The organism is Streptomyces sp. NPDC001231 (assembly GCF_042896885.1).
Classification (GTDB): domain Bacteria; phylum Actinomycetota; class Actinomycetes; order Streptomycetales; family Streptomycetaceae; genus Streptomyces.
This window is the reverse complement of sequence record NZ_JBIAXS010000020.1, coordinates 47018-62751: the sequence shown is the minus strand read 5'-3', so window position 1 is coordinate 62751 and position 15734 is coordinate 47018. Positions and strand designations below refer to the sequence as shown.

Annotated in this window: 18 protein-coding genes and 3 pseudogenes; 9 read left to right on the top strand and 12 right to left on the bottom strand. The window is 71.3% G+C overall.

Translation table 11 applies throughout. The features are described 5' to 3' along the window. Positions 1-221 precede the first annotated feature (221 nt). The 4 genes from ACFY3J_RS23960 (at position 222) to ACFY3J_RS23945 (ending at position 3764) form a co-directional block, all read left to right on the top strand. Positions 222-1484: an MFS transporter gene (locus ACFY3J_RS23960; protein WP_384178180.1), complete on the top strand. Its 1263-nt coding sequence runs from the start codon at positions 222-224 to the stop codon at positions 1482-1484. A gap of 113 nt (positions 1485-1597) precedes the next feature. Next, positions 1598-2266 (top strand): ArsR/SmtB family transcription factor, encoded by a 669-nt coding sequence (locus ACFY3J_RS23955; RefSeq protein ID WP_384178184.1) that lies wholly within the window; start codon positions 1598-1600, stop codon positions 2264-2266. After that, positions 2263-3450: a cysteine desulfurase family protein gene (locus ACFY3J_RS23950; RefSeq protein WP_390841713.1), complete on the top strand. Its 1188-nt coding sequence runs from the start codon at positions 2263-2265 to the stop codon at positions 3448-3450. Before ACFY3J_RS23955 ends, ACFY3J_RS23950 begins: the two co-directional genes overlap by 4 nt. Then, the gene (locus ACFY3J_RS23945) at positions 3447-3764 is read left to right on the top strand and encodes a sulfurtransferase TusA family protein (protein WP_384178190.1); all 318 of its coding nucleotides are present in this window, start codon (positions 3447-3449) and stop codon (positions 3762-3764) included. Before ACFY3J_RS23950 ends, ACFY3J_RS23945 begins: the two co-directional genes overlap by 4 nt. A 185-nt stretch (positions 3765-3949) precedes the next feature. On the opposite strand, the gene ACFY3J_RS23940 is transcribed toward ACFY3J_RS23945, so the two are convergent. From ACFY3J_RS23940 to ACFY3J_RS23930, 3 genes are read right to left on the bottom strand one after another with little or no spacing between them, the layout of a single operon-like run. Further along, the gene (locus ACFY3J_RS23940) at positions 3950-4900 is read right to left on the bottom strand and encodes a hypothetical protein (RefSeq protein ID WP_384178193.1); all 951 of its coding nucleotides are present in this window, start codon (positions 4898-4900) and stop codon (positions 3950-3952) included. Further along, the gene (locus ACFY3J_RS23935; protein ID WP_390841712.1) at positions 4897-5730 is read right to left on the bottom strand and encodes a family 1 encapsulin nanocompartment shell protein; all 834 of its coding nucleotides are present in this window, start codon (positions 5728-5730) and stop codon (positions 4897-4899) included. The genes ACFY3J_RS23940 and ACFY3J_RS23935 overlap by 4 nt, the downstream gene beginning before the upstream one ends. A 19-nt stretch (positions 5731-5749) precedes the next feature. After that, positions 5750-6820 (bottom strand): Dyp-type peroxidase, encoded by a 1071-nt coding sequence (locus tag ACFY3J_RS23930; RefSeq protein ID WP_384178199.1) that lies wholly within the window; start codon positions 6818-6820, stop codon positions 5750-5752. 248 nt (positions 6821-7068) lie between these two features. On the opposite strand from ACFY3J_RS23930, the gene ACFY3J_RS23925 reads away from it, so the two are divergent. Beyond that, complete coding sequence (locus ACFY3J_RS23925; protein ID WP_384178202.1) at positions 7069-7293, top strand: YozE family protein; 225 nt, start codon at positions 7069-7071, stop codon at positions 7291-7293. A 677-nt stretch (positions 7294-7970) separates the two neighbouring features. Here the strand turns inward: ACFY3J_RS23925 and ACFY3J_RS23920 are convergent. Further along, positions 7971-8489, bottom strand: a complete 519-nt coding sequence (locus ACFY3J_RS23920; RefSeq protein ID WP_390841711.1) for a hypothetical protein — start codon at positions 8487-8489, stop codon at positions 7971-7973. A 119-nt stretch (positions 8490-8608) separates the two neighbouring features. On the opposite strand from ACFY3J_RS23920, the gene ACFY3J_RS23915 reads away from it, so the two are divergent. After that, a complete protein-coding gene (locus ACFY3J_RS23915; RefSeq protein ID WP_390841710.1) occupies positions 8609-9298 on the top strand; it encodes a TetR/AcrR family transcriptional regulator in 690 nt (229 codons plus the stop codon). Positions 9299-9430: 132 nt separating this feature from the next. On the opposite strand, the pseudogene ACFY3J_RS23910 reads toward ACFY3J_RS23915, so the two are convergent. From ACFY3J_RS23910 to ACFY3J_RS23900, 3 genes and pseudogenes are all read right to left on the bottom strand, one after another. After that, positions 9431-9520: pseudogene (locus tag ACFY3J_RS23910) on the bottom strand (GTP-binding protein); the annotation flags it as partial. Positions 9521-9526: 6 nt separating this feature from the next. Further along, complete coding sequence (rpmF, locus tag ACFY3J_RS23905) at positions 9527-9697, bottom strand: 50S ribosomal protein L32 (RefSeq protein ID WP_384178211.1); 171 nt, start codon at positions 9695-9697, stop codon at positions 9527-9529. 145 nt (positions 9698-9842) lie between these two features. Beyond that, the gene (locus ACFY3J_RS23900) at positions 9843-10145 is read right to left on the bottom strand and encodes a hypothetical protein (protein ID WP_384178214.1); all 303 of its coding nucleotides are present in this window, start codon (positions 10143-10145) and stop codon (positions 9843-9845) included. 239 nt (positions 10146-10384) lie between these two features. On the opposite strand from ACFY3J_RS23900, the gene ACFY3J_RS23895 reads away from it, so the two are divergent. Further along, the gene (locus ACFY3J_RS23895; RefSeq protein WP_384178217.1) at positions 10385-11026 is read left to right on the top strand and encodes a superoxide dismutase; all 642 of its coding nucleotides are present in this window, start codon (positions 10385-10387) and stop codon (positions 11024-11026) included. A 125-nt stretch (positions 11027-11151) separates the two neighbouring features. Here ACFY3J_RS23895 and ACFY3J_RS23890 read toward each other — a convergent pair whose 3' ends face one another. Then, positions 11152-11400, bottom strand: coding sequence for a hypothetical protein (locus ACFY3J_RS23890; RefSeq protein WP_384178220.1), 249 nt, complete (start codon positions 11398-11400; stop codon positions 11152-11154). Positions 11401-11627: 227 nt separating this feature from the next. Beyond that, a complete protein-coding gene (locus ACFY3J_RS23885; RefSeq protein ID WP_390841709.1) occupies positions 11628-12446 on the bottom strand; it encodes an isocitrate lyase/phosphoenolpyruvate mutase family protein in 819 nt (272 codons plus the stop codon). Between the two features lie 242 nt (positions 12447-12688). Here ACFY3J_RS23885 and ACFY3J_RS23880 point away from each other — a divergent pair, with 242 nt between their 5' ends. Together ACFY3J_RS23880 and ACFY3J_RS23875 are read left to right on the top strand one after the other, a co-directional pair. Beyond that, on the top strand, positions 12689-12862 hold the full coding sequence (locus ACFY3J_RS23880) for a hypothetical protein (protein ID WP_390841708.1): 174 nt from the start codon (positions 12689-12691) through the stop codon (positions 12860-12862). A gap of 21 nt (positions 12863-12883) precedes the next feature. After that, on the top strand, positions 12884-13978 hold the full coding sequence (locus ACFY3J_RS23875; protein WP_390841707.1) for a barstar family protein: 1095 nt from the start codon (positions 12884-12886) through the stop codon (positions 13976-13978). Positions 13979-14000: 22 nt separating this feature from the next. On the opposite strand, the pseudogene ACFY3J_RS23870 reads toward ACFY3J_RS23875, so the two are convergent. The 3 genes and pseudogenes from ACFY3J_RS23870 to ACFY3J_RS23860 form a co-directional block, all read right to left on the bottom strand. Beyond that, positions 14001-14171, bottom strand: a pseudogene (locus ACFY3J_RS23870) (multicopper oxidase domain-containing protein); the annotation flags it as partial. After that, a pseudogene (locus ACFY3J_RS23865) lies at positions 14168-14353 on the bottom strand (hypothetical protein); the annotation flags it as partial. The pseudogenes ACFY3J_RS23870 and ACFY3J_RS23865, both read right to left, overlap by 4 nt. 606 nt (positions 14354-14959) lie before the next feature. Next, positions 14960-15445 carry a carboxymuconolactone decarboxylase family protein gene (locus tag ACFY3J_RS23860; RefSeq protein ID WP_384178232.1) on the bottom strand — a complete coding sequence of 162 codons (486 nt, stop codon included), beginning with the start codon at positions 15443-15445 and terminating at the stop codon, positions 14960-14962. Positions 15446-15734 lie beyond the last annotated feature (289 nt).

Sequence of the window (15734 nt, the reverse complement as noted above, 5' to 3'; positions counted from 1 at the left end):
TCGGAGTGGGTGCCGTGGAGGCGTGCGACCATCCTGCTCCGCCGTCACAAGGAGAGACATGACCGAGCACCGAGCCCGGAGACCGTCCACGGCCCGGACCCCGCCGACCTGGTTCGCCGACCGCGCCCAGGCGCCCGACGCCTGACCACCCCTGGCCGTCCGGCCCGTACCCCTTCCCGCCGTGTGGCGGGAAGCGCCCGCCACCGAAAGGAGCCCCACCCGTGACGAGCACCGCAGCTTCGTCCACTCTCGCCGCCGGCCCCGACGTGCAGCGCCGCATCCTGAAAGTCCTCGTCGCCTCCCAGGTCCTCAGCGGCGCCGGGCTCGCGGCGGGCATCACCGTCGGAGCCCTGCTGGCCCAGGACATGCTCGGCACCACGGGCCTGGCCGGACTGCCGAGCGCGCTGTTCACCGCGGGCAGCGCGCTCGCCGCGATAGGCGTCGGCCGTGTATCCCAGGCCCGGGGCCGCCGCCCGGGCCTGGCCGCCGGATACCTCACCGGCGCCGTCGGAAGTGTCGGCGTCCTCGCCGCCGCGGGCCTCGGCAGCCCCGTCCTGCTGTTCATCGCACTGTTCGTCTACGGCGCCGGGACCGCCACCAACCTCCAGGCCCGCTACGCCGGAGCCGACCTCGCCGCCCCCACCCACCGCGCCCGCGCCGTGTCCACCGTCCTGGTCGCCACCACCCTCGGCGGCGTCGTCGGCCCCAACCTCGCCGCCCCCACCGGCGACCTCGCCGCCGTCCTCGGCATTCCCCGCCTGGCCGGACCCTTCCTTCTCGCCGGGGCCGCGTACGCGGCGGCCGCCGTCGTCCTCGCCCTCTGGCTGCGCCCCGACCCCCTCCTGCTGGCCCGCACCCTCGCCGAAGCCGAGCAGGACCCCGCCGCGCGGCCGGCGCAGGCCGGCCAGGCCGTCGAGGAGGCACCGGCGAAGCCGCGCGGCGGCGTCGTGCTCGGAGCCCTGGTCATGATCCTCACCCAGCTCGTCATGGTCGCGGTGATGACCATGACCCCGGTCCACATGCACGACCACGGCCACGGCACCGCCGCCTCCGGGCTGGTCATCGCCATCCACGTCGGCGCGATGTACCTGCCCTCGCCGCTGACCGGCCGCCTCGTCGACCGCTACGGCCGCATCGCGCTCGCCGCCGCCTCCGGCGTCACCCTCCTCGTCGCGGGCCTGGTCGCCGCCGTCGTCCCCGGCGACTCCGTCGCCCTGCTGGCGCTCGCCCTGGCGCTGCTCGGCCTCGGCTGGAACTTCGGCCTGGTCTCGGGGACCGCGATCATCACCGACGCGGTGCCGCTGGCGACCCGTGCCAAGACCCAGGGCATGGTCGACGTCTCCATCGCCGTCGCGGGCGCCACCGGCGGACTGGCCTCCGGCATCGTCGTCGACCTCGCCGGCTATCCCGTCCTCGCCCTGACCGGTGGTGTTCTCGCCCTGGCCGTCCTCCCGGCCATCGCCGTCACCGCCCACAGCCGGTGAACCGGTGAAGCGGACGGCACGGCCGCCCGTGCGGCGAACGCCACGACCCACAGCTGTCCGGCGGCAGCTCAGGTACCATATTCCATAGATTTTTGGAGGAAAGGGAGGAGATCATGGCGGAGACGGCCACGAAGGCGCGGCTCTACGACGCGTTCGCGGCCAGCGGGAAGGCGCTGGCCAGCGGGAAGCGGCTGGAGCTGCTCGACCTCCTCGCCCAGGGCGAGCGCACGGTCGACGCGCTCGCGAAGGCGGCCGGACTGAATCTGACGACCGCCTCCGCGCACCTCCAGATCCTCAAACAGGCCGGGTTCGTCAGCACCCGGCGTGAGGGCGTACGCATCCACTACCGGCTCGCCGGTGACGACGTCGCCGAGCTGTTCGCCCTGCTGCGCAAGGTCGCCGAGACCCATCAGGCCGGCGTCCCGGCCGCCCGCGACGCCTACCTCGGCGACGGCGGCGGCAGCACGGTCAACCGGGACGAACTGCGGACCCGCGCGGAATCCGAGCAGGTGGTGCTTCTGGACGTCCGCCCGGTCGAGGAGTACCGGGCCGGGCACATTCCCGGTGCCGTCTCCATCCCCGTCGAGGAACTGGCCGACCGCGTCGGTGAACTGCCCGAGGACACCGAGGTGGTCGTCTACTGCCGTGGCGAGTACTGCGTCCTCGCCCACGACGCCGTCCGCCTCCTCACCGAGAACGGCCGCCGCGCCATCCGCCTCAACGACGGCATGCTCGAATGGCGCCTGGCGGAGCTGCCCGTGGACGCGGGAGCCGGCGCATGACCCACCGTCCGCCGCCGCACCCGGGCCTGGCCGGCGGACCGGTCTACCTCGACTACAACGCCACCACACCCGTCGACCCGCGCGTCGTGGAAGCGATGCTGCCCCACCTGACCGGGCACTTCGGCAACCCCTCCAGCACCCACCGCTACGGCAGCGAACCCCGCAGCGCCCTCGCGGCGGCGCGTGCCCGGGTCGCCGAGCTGATCGGTGCCCGCCCGGACGAGATCGTCTTCACCGCCTCCGGCTCCGAGGCCGACCTGCTCGCCCTGCGCGGAGCCACCCTGGCCGCCACCCGCACCCGCCCCCACGTCATCACCCAGGCCACCGAACACCCCGCGATCCTCGCCACCTGCCATGCCCTCGAACGCCTCCACCACGCACGGATCACGGTGCTGCCCGTCGACCGCGAGGGCCTGGTCGACCCGGCCGCGCTGACCGCCGCGCTGGACGAGGACGCCGTGCTGGTCTCGGTCATGGTCGCCAACAACGAGACCGGCGCCCTCCAGCCGGTGAGGGAACTGGCCGACGCCGCCCACCGGGCCGGAGCGCTGCTCCACTGCGACGCCGCCCAGGCCGTCGGGAAGATCCCGCTGGACGTACGGGAGTTGGGCGCCGACCTGCTCACGGTCGTCGGGCACAAGATGTACGCGCCCAAGGGTGCGGCCGCCCTGTTCGTGCGCGACGGTGTGCGACTGGAGCCGGTCGTCTACGGCGGCGGCCAGGAACGCGGGCTGCGCGCCGGCACCGAGAACGTCGCCCTCGCCGTCGCCCTGGGCGCCGCCGCGCAACTCGCCGCCGACGACCTCGCCGACGGTGCGCACGAGCGGATCAGGGGCCTGCGCGACGAACTGCACCACCGACTCGTCGACGCCCTGCCCGGGCGGGTCCGGCTCAACGGGCCCGTCGAACAGCGGCTGCCCAACACGCTGAACATCGGCATCGACGGTGTACCGGGACACCGCGTTCTGGACGGCGCACCCGGGATCGCCGCCTCCACCGGCTCCGCGTGCCACAGCGGCATCCACATCCCCTCGCCCGTCCTCACCGCCATGGGCACCGACCCCGCGCGGGCCCTGGAAGCCGTCCGGCTCTCCCTCGGCCGCTGGACCACCCGTGACGAGATCGCGGCAGCCGCGACCGCGATCGCCGCCGCGACGAACGCTTCCGCGGCAGGCACCCGGTGACCGCCGCCGACGAGGCGGACATCACGGTCGACGGCACCGGACTCCTGTGCGTCACCCTCCTGCTCAGACTCCGTGCCGCCATCGAAGACGCCGCCCCCGGCACCCACGTACACGTCATCGCCACCGACCCCGCAGCCCCGCTCGACCTCCCCGCCTGGTGCCACATGACCGGCCACCACTACCTCGGCCCCGTCCCGAACACCGCCGAACCCCCGGTCCACGCCCTCCGCCTGACCACCAACGCCCGCCCCACCCACCCCGATGCCCCCTGGCACACCACCGAACCGGCCCCCGAACAGCGGGATTTCACCTGAACCCGACCTGCGTCATTCTCGTGGCCGCCAGAGCGGCGGGCATGCAGGCGCATCTGTTCGAGCACAACGCCCGGACGATCGCACGCATCGCGGCCCATCCCGTCGTCGAAGGCGCGGTCCTGGATGATGCGGTCGTGGTCGTCGTGGTGTCCGTCCCCTGTCAGGCTGTTCGTCGGGCCCCCAACTCACGTCGCCCCTACGGCAATGGCCCGTTCGGCGGCTTGGCGCAGCACCCGGGCGCTCTCCTCCAGGGCCCGTCGCTCCTCGGGCGTCATGGCGGGCTCGTGCGTCTGCTGGACGCCGCCCGCTCCGAGAACGCTGGACAGGGAGAGCGTGACCCTGCGAGCGGAGGAGTACGCGGCCACCGGCAGCACCGCGCGTTCGTTGCGCAGGACCGCCTCGACGAGCCGTGCGGAGACGGCGCCGATGCCGTACTGGCTCGCGCCGGTGCCCTCGATGATGGTGATGTTGGCGTACCGGATGTCGTTCTCGACCTCTTCGCGTATGTCCTCGACCGACCGGCCGTCCTGGGCGAGCAGTTCGGCGACGGGGATGCCGCCCACACCAGCCGAGGACCACAACAGCACCTCGGAGGTGCCGTGTTCGCCCACCACGAGGGCCTGCACGTCACGTGGCCGCACCCGCAGGCGGTCGGCGAGCTGCACACGGAACCGGAGACTGTCGATGAGGGTGCCGGTCGAGAACACCCGGTCGTGCCCGGCGAGATGACGGGTGAGGTCGGCCAGCGGGTCCGGCGGGTCGGTGACCACCATGAGCACCGCCTCCGGCGCGACCGCGACCACCCGGGGGACGACGTCGGCGAAGACCTTGGCATTGGTCTCCAGCAGCCGCAGGCGCCCCTGGGGCTCGGACCGGTCGGTGGCGCCGCCGGCCTTCTCGTTGACGCCCGCGGTGATGGCGACGACGGCGGCCCCGGCCAGGTCACCGTAGCCACCGGAGCGTACGTCGACGGTGGGGGACAGTGGAGCGGCGTAGCGCAGGTCGGCGGCCACGCCGTCGGCGCGGGCGGTGTCGCGGTCGATCAGCACGATCTCCCGGCAGGTTCCCCCACGTTCGACCAGGGACAGCGCCGTGGCCGACCCGACCGCGCCGACTCCCACGATGGCGGCTTTCATGCCCGCCCCGCCGCGGGTGCGGACGAGGGAGTCGACCCCTGTGCCGGCACGACGGCTTCGCCGGTGTACACGAGGAAGGTCAGCGTCTCCTGGAAGTACAGCCGGATGCTTGTGTCGTCGTGCGACAGGTAGCCGATGGACAGGTCCTGGCCGAGGCGCAGTTCGAAGTCCCCGCCCCGCGTCGACAGCAGGAAGGCCCCCTCGATGGCGGGCGCCCAGACGATGTCGCCGTCCAGCACCCGGGCGATGTGTTTGATGATCGGGTAGCCGTAGTCGGACGTCTCGCTGACAGCGGTGTACGCCGCCGCGCTCAGCGCCAGTGCGTACGGGCCGCCGACACCGGCGAGCCGCAGCACGGTCAGGGCCTTGCTGACGATGTCCGGGTACTGGCGCGCCTCGGCCGGCAGGGTCAGGGCGGAGTTGGACGAACTCTCCCGCAGACCGGCGATGTCCGCGGACGGATAGCCCTCGAACACGGCGCGGTCCTCGGCGAACGCGATCTGCCGGGCCGCGTCCTTGACCGGCTGCCAGTCCGCGTCCTTGGCACCGCGCGCGACGTCGTCGACCTGCTGCCGGTCCACGGTGAACGGCACCCGCAGCTCGACCAGCGGCTGGAACCGGCGTAGCCGCGCCTCGACCCCTTCGGCCGGCGCCGCCACGGTCCGCAGGTGCCCGGTCCCCACACCGGCCCGCTCAGGGCCGCACGGCTCTGGCACGTCGACGATGCGGCGGGCCGCGACGTGCCGCTTGAAAGTACGCCGTGCCTCCTCCTCCAGGTCGGCCCACGCGGCGGCGGAGATGGGTGCCAGTTCACGATGCAGATTGTCCATCGCGGGTGCTCGCCTCCTGTCACATCCTCAGATCACCGATCCCCAGCGAGCCGTCCAGGGCCGGCGGCCGGACCGCCGCAGGCACGGGCTCCGTCTCCTCGAATCCACCGTCCTCCTGGCCCTCCCCACCCTCGCGCGCGGCCGGCGCATCGGGGAGGTCGTCGAGGAAGTCGCTGGTGGGTACGGCGAACAACGACCCGGTCACCGCGGTGGAGAAGTCCAGGATCCGGTCGTGGGTGGCCGGCGGATCGCCCAGGAACATGCGCTCCAGCATCCGCTCGATCACGGCCGGCGTACGGGCGTAACCGATGAAGTACGTACCGAACTCGCCCTGCCCCACGGTCCCGAAGGGCATGTTGTCGCGCAGGATCTCGTGCTTCGTCCCGTCCGGGTCCTCGATGGTGGTGAGCGCCACGTGCGAGTCGGCCGGCTTGACCGCGTCGTCCAGTTCGACGTCGGACAGCTTCCTGCGCCCGATCACCAACTCCTGCGCCTCCACCGGCAGGGCGTTCCACGCCTCCAGATCGTGCACGTACTTCTGCACGATCACATAGCTGCCCCCGGCGAACTCCGGGTCCTCGTCACCGATCAGCACCGCCGTGTCCGCTGCCCGGCCCGTGGGGTTCTCCGTGCCGTCCACGAATCCGAGCAGGTCACGTACGTCGAAGTACTTGAACCCATGCACCTCGTCACGCACGGTGACGACGGCGCGGATCCGCTCCATGATCTCGGCGGCCAGCGCGAAGCAGAGGTCAGGACGGGCCGCGCGGATGTGGAACAGCAGGTCGCCGGGGGTCGAGACCGCCCGGTGCCGGGGTCCGACCAACTCGCGGAAACGATGCAGCTCCGCCGGACGCGGACCCGCGAACAGACGGTCCCACGCCTCCGAGCCGATGCCCACGACCACGCTCAGTTTCCCGTCCGGCGTCGCCCGGAAACCGACCGCCCGCTGGAGCCCGTTCAGTTCGGACAGCGTGTCCCGTACGACCGGCTCGCCACCCCGGTCGATGGTCGCGACCAGGAAGATCGCCGCGCCCGTCAGCGGGGACAGCACCGACTGCGGCTCCGGGGCCTGGGAGTGTGCGCACATGGAGCACGCCCCTTCCTGACGGTCACGGGCGGGCACCTGTTCACCGTATGGCGCAAGCTCGGCACCCGCCACCGCGCCCTCGACGGGCCGCCGGCCGCATACGTACAGGCGTCGCCGCGAACCTCACCAGGGACGCCCGACGACCGGTTTGACTTGCCGCGTGCTCGTGGGAGTCTGAGAAACGGCAGCCGGCGGGGCCGACGGCCAGGTGAGGACCAGTGGGCGTTCCTTCTGTGAGAAGACATGCGATGAACGACGCAGCCGACTTCACGCGGTGGCTCAGGAGTCACACCGACGAGCTGAACCGTCTGGGGTCCTTCGCCCGCGCCGTTGCGAACGACCCCCACTGGCCCGCGGCGGCCACCGTCGAGACGTACCGGGAGTACCTGGAGCGGCGCGGGGCCGCCCCGGAGGTGATCGACACCCTGCGTCAGGCCTGGAACGAGTTCCGGCACCTGCCTCACTCCCACTGAGGTCACGGGCGTGCGCTCAGACCTGCGCCACGGGCTCCGGGTGCTCGTGCTCGCAGGTGTCGCCGATGCCGTGGGTGTCCCAGGCGGGGAACGGGTCGACGGGCGGCAGGCTTTCACCGTCGGCCATGAGGCAGTCGGCCAGTGCCGCGTGCAGCGCGTGGACTTGCCGACGACTGAGGTCACGACCTCGCCCACGGGCCTGTGGTCACAGGCCGGCTCCGTCGCACGCTTCGGGCCCTCCGGCGCCCGCGACACCGACAGCCCGGATCGACGAGATCAGCACCACGGCCACGGTGCGCGCCTTGCGAGACCTGGCCCGCCGGCTCGGGCGACTGGAAGCGAGTTACTGGCAGTGGCACAGGATTCCTGGCCGTCCCCGTCCCACAACGGCAGGGCGGTGACAGACACCGAGTACGAGCGGATGGGCGCCCGGTGGTCCGACGACGGCGTGTAGGGCAGCCCTACCGACGCCGCGGTGGTGTCCGCCGGCGCCGGCCTCGCGGTGAACATCCGCGCCAACGTGGAGGCGTCCGTGTGCGGGCGCGCCCGGACGTCCGGTAGCAACGGCGACAGCCGCATCGTGGCGTCGGTCAGTCGAGGTGGCCGAGCGTGACGTCGGGCTGGCAGTGCCCGCAAGGCCCTGCCTGCCTCCGCTGCAGCGGGGCGTCTGCATGTGGTCAAGCGACGGACACGGCGACGATGGCGAGGGCGGAGCCAGCGAAGACGATGGTGTTGCGCACGTAGGTCTGTGCCCGTACCCAGCTGGGGAAGGCGTCTTCGGCGGCCTTCAGGAACGGGCCGACCTCGATGCGGGCCAACTCCGGGTCGCCCTTGCGGCTGAAGGCGGCTTCGACGGACTTCACCGCGGTGAGGTTGCTGTAGACGATGACCACGTTCATCAGCAGGACCAGGGAGGAGAATATCCAGGTCAGCAGCTGGGCCGGCTCCGCCCCGGCGAAGTTCATCGCGGCGAGGGCGGTCATCACCACGGCGACGGTCGCCGGGGCCGCGGTCTCGTGGCCGCCGGCGTCGAAGCGGAGCTTGTTCTCCTCCAGCACCTCCGGGCGAACACCCTGCCGCCGCAGCTCCGCCACAGCGGCGGCCTTGGCGGCCGGTCCGTAACGGTGGCGCACCAGGGGGATGCTGACGAAGGCGGCGGCGACCAGCAACTGCATGACTGCGGCAAGGGCGTTCATGGACGTCTCCCTGACTTGTACTTAGTTCAATTGGTGGGCGAGTACGACCGTAGCCCGCGACTTGAACGCTGTGCAAGACAGTTCTTGAACATTGTGCAAGTGATGCCTACGGTGAGGTCATGGCACGCGACACCCTCACCCGCGATCAGATCGTCCGCACCGCCATCGAGCTGCTGGACGCCGACAGCCTCGAAGGGCTGAACATGCGGGCCCTCGGCAAGCGCCTCAACTCCGCAGCCACCGCGGTGTACTGGCACATCGAGAACAAGGACAACCTGCTCCTGCTCGCCGCCGACCACGTGTGGGGCGAACTCGACCTCCCCGACCTCGACGGCGCCGACTGGCGCGCCACGGCCACCGCCATGGCCACCGACCTGTACCGGATGTTCCTGCGCCACCCCTGGCTGGTCCATGCATTCGCCGCGCACGTCCTCTACGGCGAGAACAAAGCCCGCCACGACGACCACAGCCTCGCCCTGCACGAGACCGCCGGCTTCACCGGCGCCCAGGCCGACCGAGCCGCCGCCGCCGTCTTCACCTACGTCCTCGGCAACGCAGCCGGCGCCGCCGCGACCGCCTCCCTCACCCGGAAACTTGACCAGCAGGGCAACGGCACCGCAGAACAACAGATTCACCAGGCCATGACCAAAGCCCAGGAGATCGCCATGCGTCACCCGCGCCTACGCGCCCGCCTGGGCACCGCAGCGGCCGGCTACGCCGCCGCCCCCGACGACAGCTTCGAACTCGGGCTGCAGGCCCTCCTCGACGGCCTGCAGCGCCAAGCAAGCGCAGAGCGTGTGGCCCCCTGAAGGAACTCTTGGCCGGTCCGGGTGTCACGCACGAGAGCGGCCCCAAGACCTGCAGCCGCTCAAACGGATGGCACACGCTCAAGGTTCCCTGTTGTAGGGCAGCTCGATGTCGTCATCTCGGCCAGGCGTTCCTCGGTTGCCCAGGACATGGTTGAGGAGGGTTGTCCTGCCCGCGCCGAGGAAGCCGGACAGGACGGTGACGGGGAGTCGGTCGGAAGGCATGGACGGTCAGCCCTCGGGACGCAGCAGGCCGCGCTCGTAGGCCTTCACGAGCCGCTGGGGCACGAGGTGCGCGACGCCGTCGACGGTGATCGGGACGAGCACCGGTGTGGCGGCCTTCCACTGGGCCCGGCGGTGGCGGGTGTTGCTGCGGGACATCTTGCGCTTGGGAACGGCCATGGGGTCCTCCTGGTTCGTTGGTCACCTTCGGTGAGCAACCAGGAGGCTACATGAAAACGATTCTCATTACTATTTGCTGTGCGGCGGGATGCCCGAGGCCGGCGTCCTCGGGAGGTCGCCGGCCGCTCGAGGTCTGCCGGCTGCGTCAGTGGTCGTCCCAGTGCCCCTCGTGGGCGGCGTGGCGGTGTCCGTCGTGCACGTAGTCGACGTGGCCCTCGTGAGGTACGGCCATATGTCCGCAGCCCTCGCCGTGCTGGTGGTCGTGGTGGGCGTGGGTGGTGTGGCCGGCGGTCGCGCACTCGTCGACGTGGCCGTCGTGGGCCTTGTGGAGGTGCCCGTCGTGCACGTAGTCGACGTGGTCGCCATGCGGGAAGGCGGTGTGTCCGCAGCCCTCGCCATGGGTGTGGGTGTGGTTGTCGTGGGTGTGGTGTTCGGCGGCGGTGCTCATGCGCTGCTCCTGGGGGGTGCCGTTCGGCGGCTGGCGGGTGATGCTGTCGCGGGCCGTGCGTCGTTAGTCAATATAGGGCGATTCGTTCATATTTGCGGGAAATGTCGAGGTGGCTGGGGTGCGCGGTCGGCCCGGTCGAGGTGCCGCGGCGGCTGTTGCCGGGTCGGCACTCCGGCGCGTTGTTGCTGCTATCGTGCACTTGCAACTAATGCGCAATAACTCGAAGGATGATGGTGGACATGGCGGTCTACACGCTCCCGGAGCTCCCGTACGACTACTCGGCGCTTGCCCCGGTCATCAGTCCCGAGATCATCGAGCTGCACCACGACAAGCACCACGCGGCCTACGTCAAGGGCGCCAACGACACGCTGGAGCAGCTGGCCGAGGCGCGGGACAAGGAGTCGTGGGGCTCGGTCAACGGTCTGGAGAAGAACCTGGCCTTCCACCTCTCCGGGCACATCCTGCACAGCATCTACTGGCACAACATGACCGGCGACGGCGGCGGCGAGCCCCTGGAGAAGGACGGCGTGGGGGAGCTGGCCGGTGCCATCGCCGAGTCGTTCGGCTCCTTCGCGGGCTTCAAGGCGCAACTGTCCAAGGCCGCGGCCACGACCCAGGGTTCGGGCTGGGGTGTGCTGGCGTACGAGCCGCTGAGCGGCCGTCTGATCGTGGAGCAGGTCTACGACCACCAGGGCAACGTCGGGCAGGGCTCCACCCCGATCCTCGTCTTCGACGCCTGGGAGCACGCCTTCTACCTTCAGTACAAGAACCAGAAGGTGGACTTCATCGAGGCGATGTGGCAGGTCGTCGACTGGCAGGACGTGGCCAAGCGCTACGCGGCCGCCAGGGAGCGCGGCGACAGCCTGCTGCTCGCGCCGTGACGACCGTCGTGACGACGTAGTCCCGCGGATGTCCTGCTTGTGATCGTCTTCTCACCCGTCACCGGCAGGCGCACAGCGAAGTGCTCCCCCTGGCAAGCCGCCAGGGGGAGCACTTCCGCGTCACCTCAACCGACCAATGTCTCGAAGCCCGAGTCGTCGCAGGAGGACGTCGCACGGGCCTCGGCCCCCGGGTCGCCGCCGACCGCCCTCACGGTGTCATCGAGGGTGTGACCACCGGTGCGGTCAAGGCCCTCCCGATCCAGCACCTTGGCGGCGACGACGGCGGCGTGCCCGGCGATGTCGGCGTTGTCGAGCTCGGGCGACGGGTCCATCCGTTCCTCACCCGGCCCGGTGCTCTCGGCGTCGGCCGCCATGGCCTCCCTGACGTCCTGCCAGGCACCAAGCCGGTGCAGTAGTTCCGTCTCCACTGCTCAGCCTGCGCGGACTCGCCCGACGAGCAGCCGCTCATCAGGCCGACGGCGATGGCAGCGGCCACCGCCCGCGTGTCACTCCGCGTGGTCCTGCGGTGGCGCTCCGGATCGCGCTGCGTGGACGGTCCCTCCCCTGAAGCAACCGCCACAGAGTACGGATCACGGTGCTGTCAACGGGACTCGGAGAGCAGCGCGTTGAGTTCCGGGAAGGTGATGCCGCCGGACAGGGAGTCGTAGTCACCGGTGTCGAAGAGCTCCCGCGCGGCGCGGCGGGCGGCAGCGTACGCGGCCTGCGCCACGCCCGGGCCGAGGCTGACGCGGGCCACGCCGAGGGCACCCAGCTCGGCGACGCTCGGGGCGCCGGGTCCGGCCATGACGTTCAACGGCACGGAGACGCCCTCGGCCAGCGCCGCGATCGTGGCGGTGTCGGAGACACCGGGAACGAAGATGCCGTCCGCGCCGGCGTCCACGTACCGGCGCGCTCGGGCCAGGGTCTCCTCCAGCCGGGTGACCGGGTCCCCGAGCCCCAACAGGTACGTGTCGACACGGGCGTTGAGGAAGAGTTCCACCCCCGCGCGGTCGGCGGTCCGCCGGGCGACGGCCAGCCGCGCCGCGAGCTCGTCCGGGGCTCGGGTGCCGTCCTCGATGTTGACACCGACAGCACCCGCCGCGAGTACCCCGGTGATGGTCTCGGCGACCTCGGCCGCGTCCTGCCCGTACCCGCCCTCGATGTCGGCGGTGACCGGAACCGCGACCGCGGCGGCGACGCGGGAAATCAACCCCAGCGCTTGATCGCGGGCGAGGACGTCACCGTCCGGCGAGCCCAACGACCAGGCGACGCCCGCACTCGTGGTGGCGATCGCGGAGGCCCCCGCGGACTCGATGACCCGGGCACTCGCGACGTCCCAGGCATTGGCGAGCGCGAGCGGCGCGCCGGGCGCGTGCAGAGAACGGAAGAGCTGGGCTTTGGCCGACTGCGTGGTGGTCATGCACGGAGTCAAACACGCTGGCCGGTCGTTCTCCGGCAGGAAACCGACACCGACGTCGACGCCTCTACCTTTCCTCCGGCCCACGCCGCTTCTGCGCCAGGACGCTTGAAGACCTGCTGCTCGTGCCGGATCGGGCAGGAGCAGGAGACCCAGGGCGCCGAGAGGGCGGCGGGGCGGCCGGATACGGCTCGGACGCTCCGGATCCAACGGGCTCGCCGCGTTCCTCCCCAGGAGACCGCGTCATGCTCACCGTCGAGCACGACGAGGAGAACTCGCGGGAGTACCGCCAGCAGACCGGCAAGACCGCCCACACTCCCATGGCCCACGTCGACGACCTCACCGGCGTCCGCGCCGTCGTCGACGGCCGCGGCACGATCTGCGCCCCCCAGGCCGCCTCCGCCATTCCACGGTCGTAATGACCGGGCATGATTTCCACCATGGGTGAGGAACATGAGGAAGAGGACCGTCACGGACAGGCCCGATACACGCTGACGGACACGGAGCACGGCCAGGTCTGGGGTGTCTGCGCCGAGGTGGAGGGACTGTTCGGGGAGCCCCGGCGTGGGACGTACGAACTCTTCGGCTGGGTTCCGCAAGGAGACGAGGTACGCGGCTGGGCCGGCAGCCGGGTATGGCTGGTGCCGGAGGACGAGGACCTCGGGCCCTGGCTTCTCGAAGACGCGGAGAGTCTCGGTCAACACCCCGGGACGGACGGTCTCGTGCTCACCGGTCTCGACGACTGCGAGGGTCCGCCCGTCGGGCACCGGGGTTCCGTCCGACTGCACGACCAGCACCGATGGCTGGGCACCTGCCGGGAGTTCGCCCGCGTCCTGCCGCCCGAGCGGGTCGAACCCCCGCTCGTCCTGCGGGACCTCGTCCCGGGTGAGGTACTGCGGCGAGCACTGACGGCGGGGACCCGGCGGGCGCTGGACCTGGAGGAGGCCGCCCTGGAGATACGGGACGACAGGGGCGAGCCCCTCGCCCGGCGGCTGCTGTGGACCAGGGTCGAGGCGTGCCACCCGTCCGCGCCCGAGGCGGACTTGATCGACTTGGAACTGGACGGCCGGTTCTTCACGCCCGTGCCCGAACACGCCCGGCCGGTCTGGGAGCAGTGGCTCGCCGGGCCGCCGGAGACACCCGGTGCGTGGGCCGGCCTCGACACCCGGCGGCGCGAGGCCTGGCTGGACGTCGTCCAGGAGCGGGCCTGCCGACGCCCGCACCGCGACCGGCCGGCCGATCGCGTGTACGAGCTCGACGGCCGGCACATCACCGACGTCCCAGGGCTCCACCTGGCCCTCGGCGAGGCCGTGAACGGGCCGGGCGGCTACTTCGGCGGCTGCCTGGGCGCCCTCGACGACTGCCTGCGCGGCAGGTTCGGCTACACCTCTCCGGGAACGCTGCTCTGGCGGGAAGCGGCAACCGCGCGCGAGCACCTGTCCCGCACCCTGACGCCGGACGGGCAGCCGTACGAACTGTTCGCCGAAGTGCTCGACACCCTGACCGGGGGCGGGATGCGCGTCGAATTGGCCTGATCGCTGACGGCGAGGACACGGGTCAGGCGCAGTTCAGCAGGGTCATGAGGCCGTAGTCCATGCGGAGTTGCTGGTGGCGCTGGTGGCAGTGGAACAGGGACAGGCCCGGCTGGTCGGCGGTGAAGTCGAAGTCGAGGGTCTGGTGGCCGCCGAGCATGACGACGTCCTTCGCAGGCCGTGGGTCGGGGTCCCGGCGATGTGGGTGACTTCGAAGGTGTGGCCGGGCAGGGCCGGGCTGCGGATCTCGATGGCGCTGGCGTTGAGGACGCGGAACAGCACGCGCTGCCCGGACTTGACCTTGATCGGCGGGCCGTGGCCCCGTTTGCGGCCGTTGACACCGAACGCGGTGCAGCGGACCTCGTGGCCGTGCGGCATCCCCCGGGCCGGTGAGCCGGCCATCGCCTTCTCATCCCTGCGCTCCAGGGCCGGCACCTCGGAGCCGGCCAGGAAGTTCTGGGCCATGTCCCGCCCTGGCCGAAGGCGGGCCCGAACTCCTTCAGCACCAGGAAGACCTCGTGGTCGTAGGCAGCGGGGTGGGCCTTCGGCTCGATGTGGACGGGGACTGCCTGACCGGTGTAGGGACCCGGGCTCAGGTCGTCATGTGCCGCCACATGGGTGTGGCAGAAGCGGGAGCCGGCCGGTCCGGGCGTGAACGACAGGCGCCGCATCCCGTGTGCGGGGATGCACGGGGTGCCCTCCTTTGCCGCCCCGTCCACTTCGGCGGGAACCAGCCCGCCGTGCCGGCGGAGCAGTTCGGGAGTGCCGGTGTCGTGGTGGACGTCGACTACGACCGGGCGGCCTTCGGACGGTGCCGTGGAGGCGGAGGCCGGCCTTGCGGCGCCACCGGCCGGCAGAGCCACACCGAGCTTGAGGACGTCGCGACCGGTGATCTGCTCGGTCTGCTCACCGCGCTACGCACGGACCTCGGCGGGCCCGGCCCCGGATCGAATGATCCCGGGCCGGGCCCCATGCGGCCGCAGCTCAGTCGAACGCGGCGGCGAACATGCCGGGCTCGTAGGAACCACCCTGCTGGTGCACGATCACGGCGAGCCGGTTGGCCGCGTTGATCAGGGCGACCAGGGCGACCAGTGCGGCGATCTGGTCGTCGTCGTAGTGCTTGCGCACCTGGGCCCAGGTCTCGTCGGACGCGCCCTGGTGGGCGTCGGCGAGCCGGGTTCCCTCTTCGGCGAGAGCCAGGGCGGCCCGCTCGGCTTCGGTGAACACGGTGGACTCGCGCCAGGTGGCGACGAGGTTGAGCCGTACGGCGGTCTCACCGGCGGCCGCCGCCTCCTTGGTGTGCATGTCGACGCACCAACCGCAGCCGTTGATCTGGCTGGCGCGCAGCGACACGAGCTCCTGCGTGGACCTCGGCAGCGGCGACTGCTGGACCACCAGGCCGGCGCCTGCGAACCGCTTGGCGAACTTGGCGCCGATCTCGTTCTCGAACAGGTTGAACCGAGCGTTCATGATGTCGTCCCCACTCGTCACTCGTTACTCGTCACTTGTCGTGTTGCGTTGGACGAACACGAGATGCCGGCCACGCGCTCCTTGTGACGGAGTGGCGGTGTGACGTGCGCCACCTCTCATGGGTGTCACAAAGCCGCGGCGACCGGCGTCCTGTGCGCATGGCGTCGTCGGGAGCGAACAGGCGGGAGCAGCCGGTGAAGAGCGAGCGCAGCGAGTGCACGGGGGAGATGGCCGGCGGGCTCGCCGACCGGACGCCCGGACCCCGCCACCGAGGCGTTCGTCTCCCACC

What these genes read in the sequence shown, in the direction of transcription:
- ACFY3J_RS23930 (WP_384178199.1), bottom strand. Translation starts at nt 6,820, where the DNA reads ATGTGCGCACACTCCCAGGCCCCGGAGCCGCAGTCGGTGCTGTCCCCG.
- ACFY3J_RS23920 (WP_390841711.1), bottom strand. Translation starts at nt 8,489, where the DNA reads ATGAACGCCCTTGCCGCAGTCATGCAGTTGCTGGTCGCCGCCGCCTTC.
- ACFY3J_RS23860 (WP_384178232.1), bottom strand. Translation starts at nt 15,445, where the DNA reads ATGAACGCTCGGTTCAACCTGTTCGAGAACGAGATCGGCGCCAAGTTC.
- ACFY3J_RS23900 (WP_384178214.1), bottom strand. Translation starts at nt 10,145, where the DNA reads ATGAGCACCGCCGCCGAACACCACACCCACGACAACCACACCCACACC.
- ACFY3J_RS23940 (WP_384178193.1), bottom strand. Translation starts at nt 4,900, where the DNA reads ATGAAAGCCGCCATCGTGGGAGTCGGCGCGGTCGGGTCGGCCACGGCG.
- ACFY3J_RS23950 (WP_390841713.1), top strand. Translation starts at nt 2,263, where the DNA reads ATGACCCACCGTCCGCCGCCGCACCCGGGCCTGGCCGGCGGACCGGTC.
- ACFY3J_RS23925 (WP_384178202.1), top strand. Translation starts at nt 7,069, where the DNA reads ATGAACGACGCAGCCGACTTCACGCGGTGGCTCAGGAGTCACACCGAC.
- ACFY3J_RS23895 (WP_384178217.1), top strand. Translation starts at nt 10,385, where the DNA reads ATGGCGGTCTACACGCTCCCGGAGCTCCCGTACGACTACTCGGCGCTT.
- ACFY3J_RS23915 (WP_390841710.1), top strand. Translation starts at nt 8,609, where the DNA reads ATGGCACGCGACACCCTCACCCGCGATCAGATCGTCCGCACCGCCATC.
- ACFY3J_RS23885 (WP_390841709.1), bottom strand. Translation starts at nt 12,446, where the DNA reads ATGACCACCACGCAGTCGGCCAAAGCCCAGCTCTTCCGTTCTCTGCAC.
- ACFY3J_RS23875 (WP_390841707.1), top strand. Translation starts at nt 12,884, where the DNA reads ATGGGTGAGGAACATGAGGAAGAGGACCGTCACGGACAGGCCCGATAC.
- ACFY3J_RS23880 (WP_390841708.1), top strand. Translation starts at nt 12,689, where the DNA reads ATGCTCACCGTCGAGCACGACGAGGAGAACTCGCGGGAGTACCGCCAG.
- rpmF (WP_384178211.1), bottom strand. Translation starts at nt 9,697, where the DNA reads ATGGCCGTTCCCAAGCGCAAGATGTCCCGCAGCAACACCCGCCACCGC.
- ACFY3J_RS23890 (WP_384178220.1), bottom strand. Translation starts at nt 11,400, where the DNA reads ATGGCGGCCGACGCCGAGAGCACCGGGCCGGGTGAGGAACGGATGGAC.
- ACFY3J_RS23935 (WP_390841712.1), bottom strand. Translation starts at nt 5,730, where the DNA reads ATGGACAATCTGCATCGTGAACTGGCACCCATCTCCGCCGCCGCGTGG.
- ACFY3J_RS23955 (WP_384178184.1), top strand. Translation starts at nt 1,598, where the DNA reads ATGGCGGAGACGGCCACGAAGGCGCGGCTCTACGACGCGTTCGCGGCC.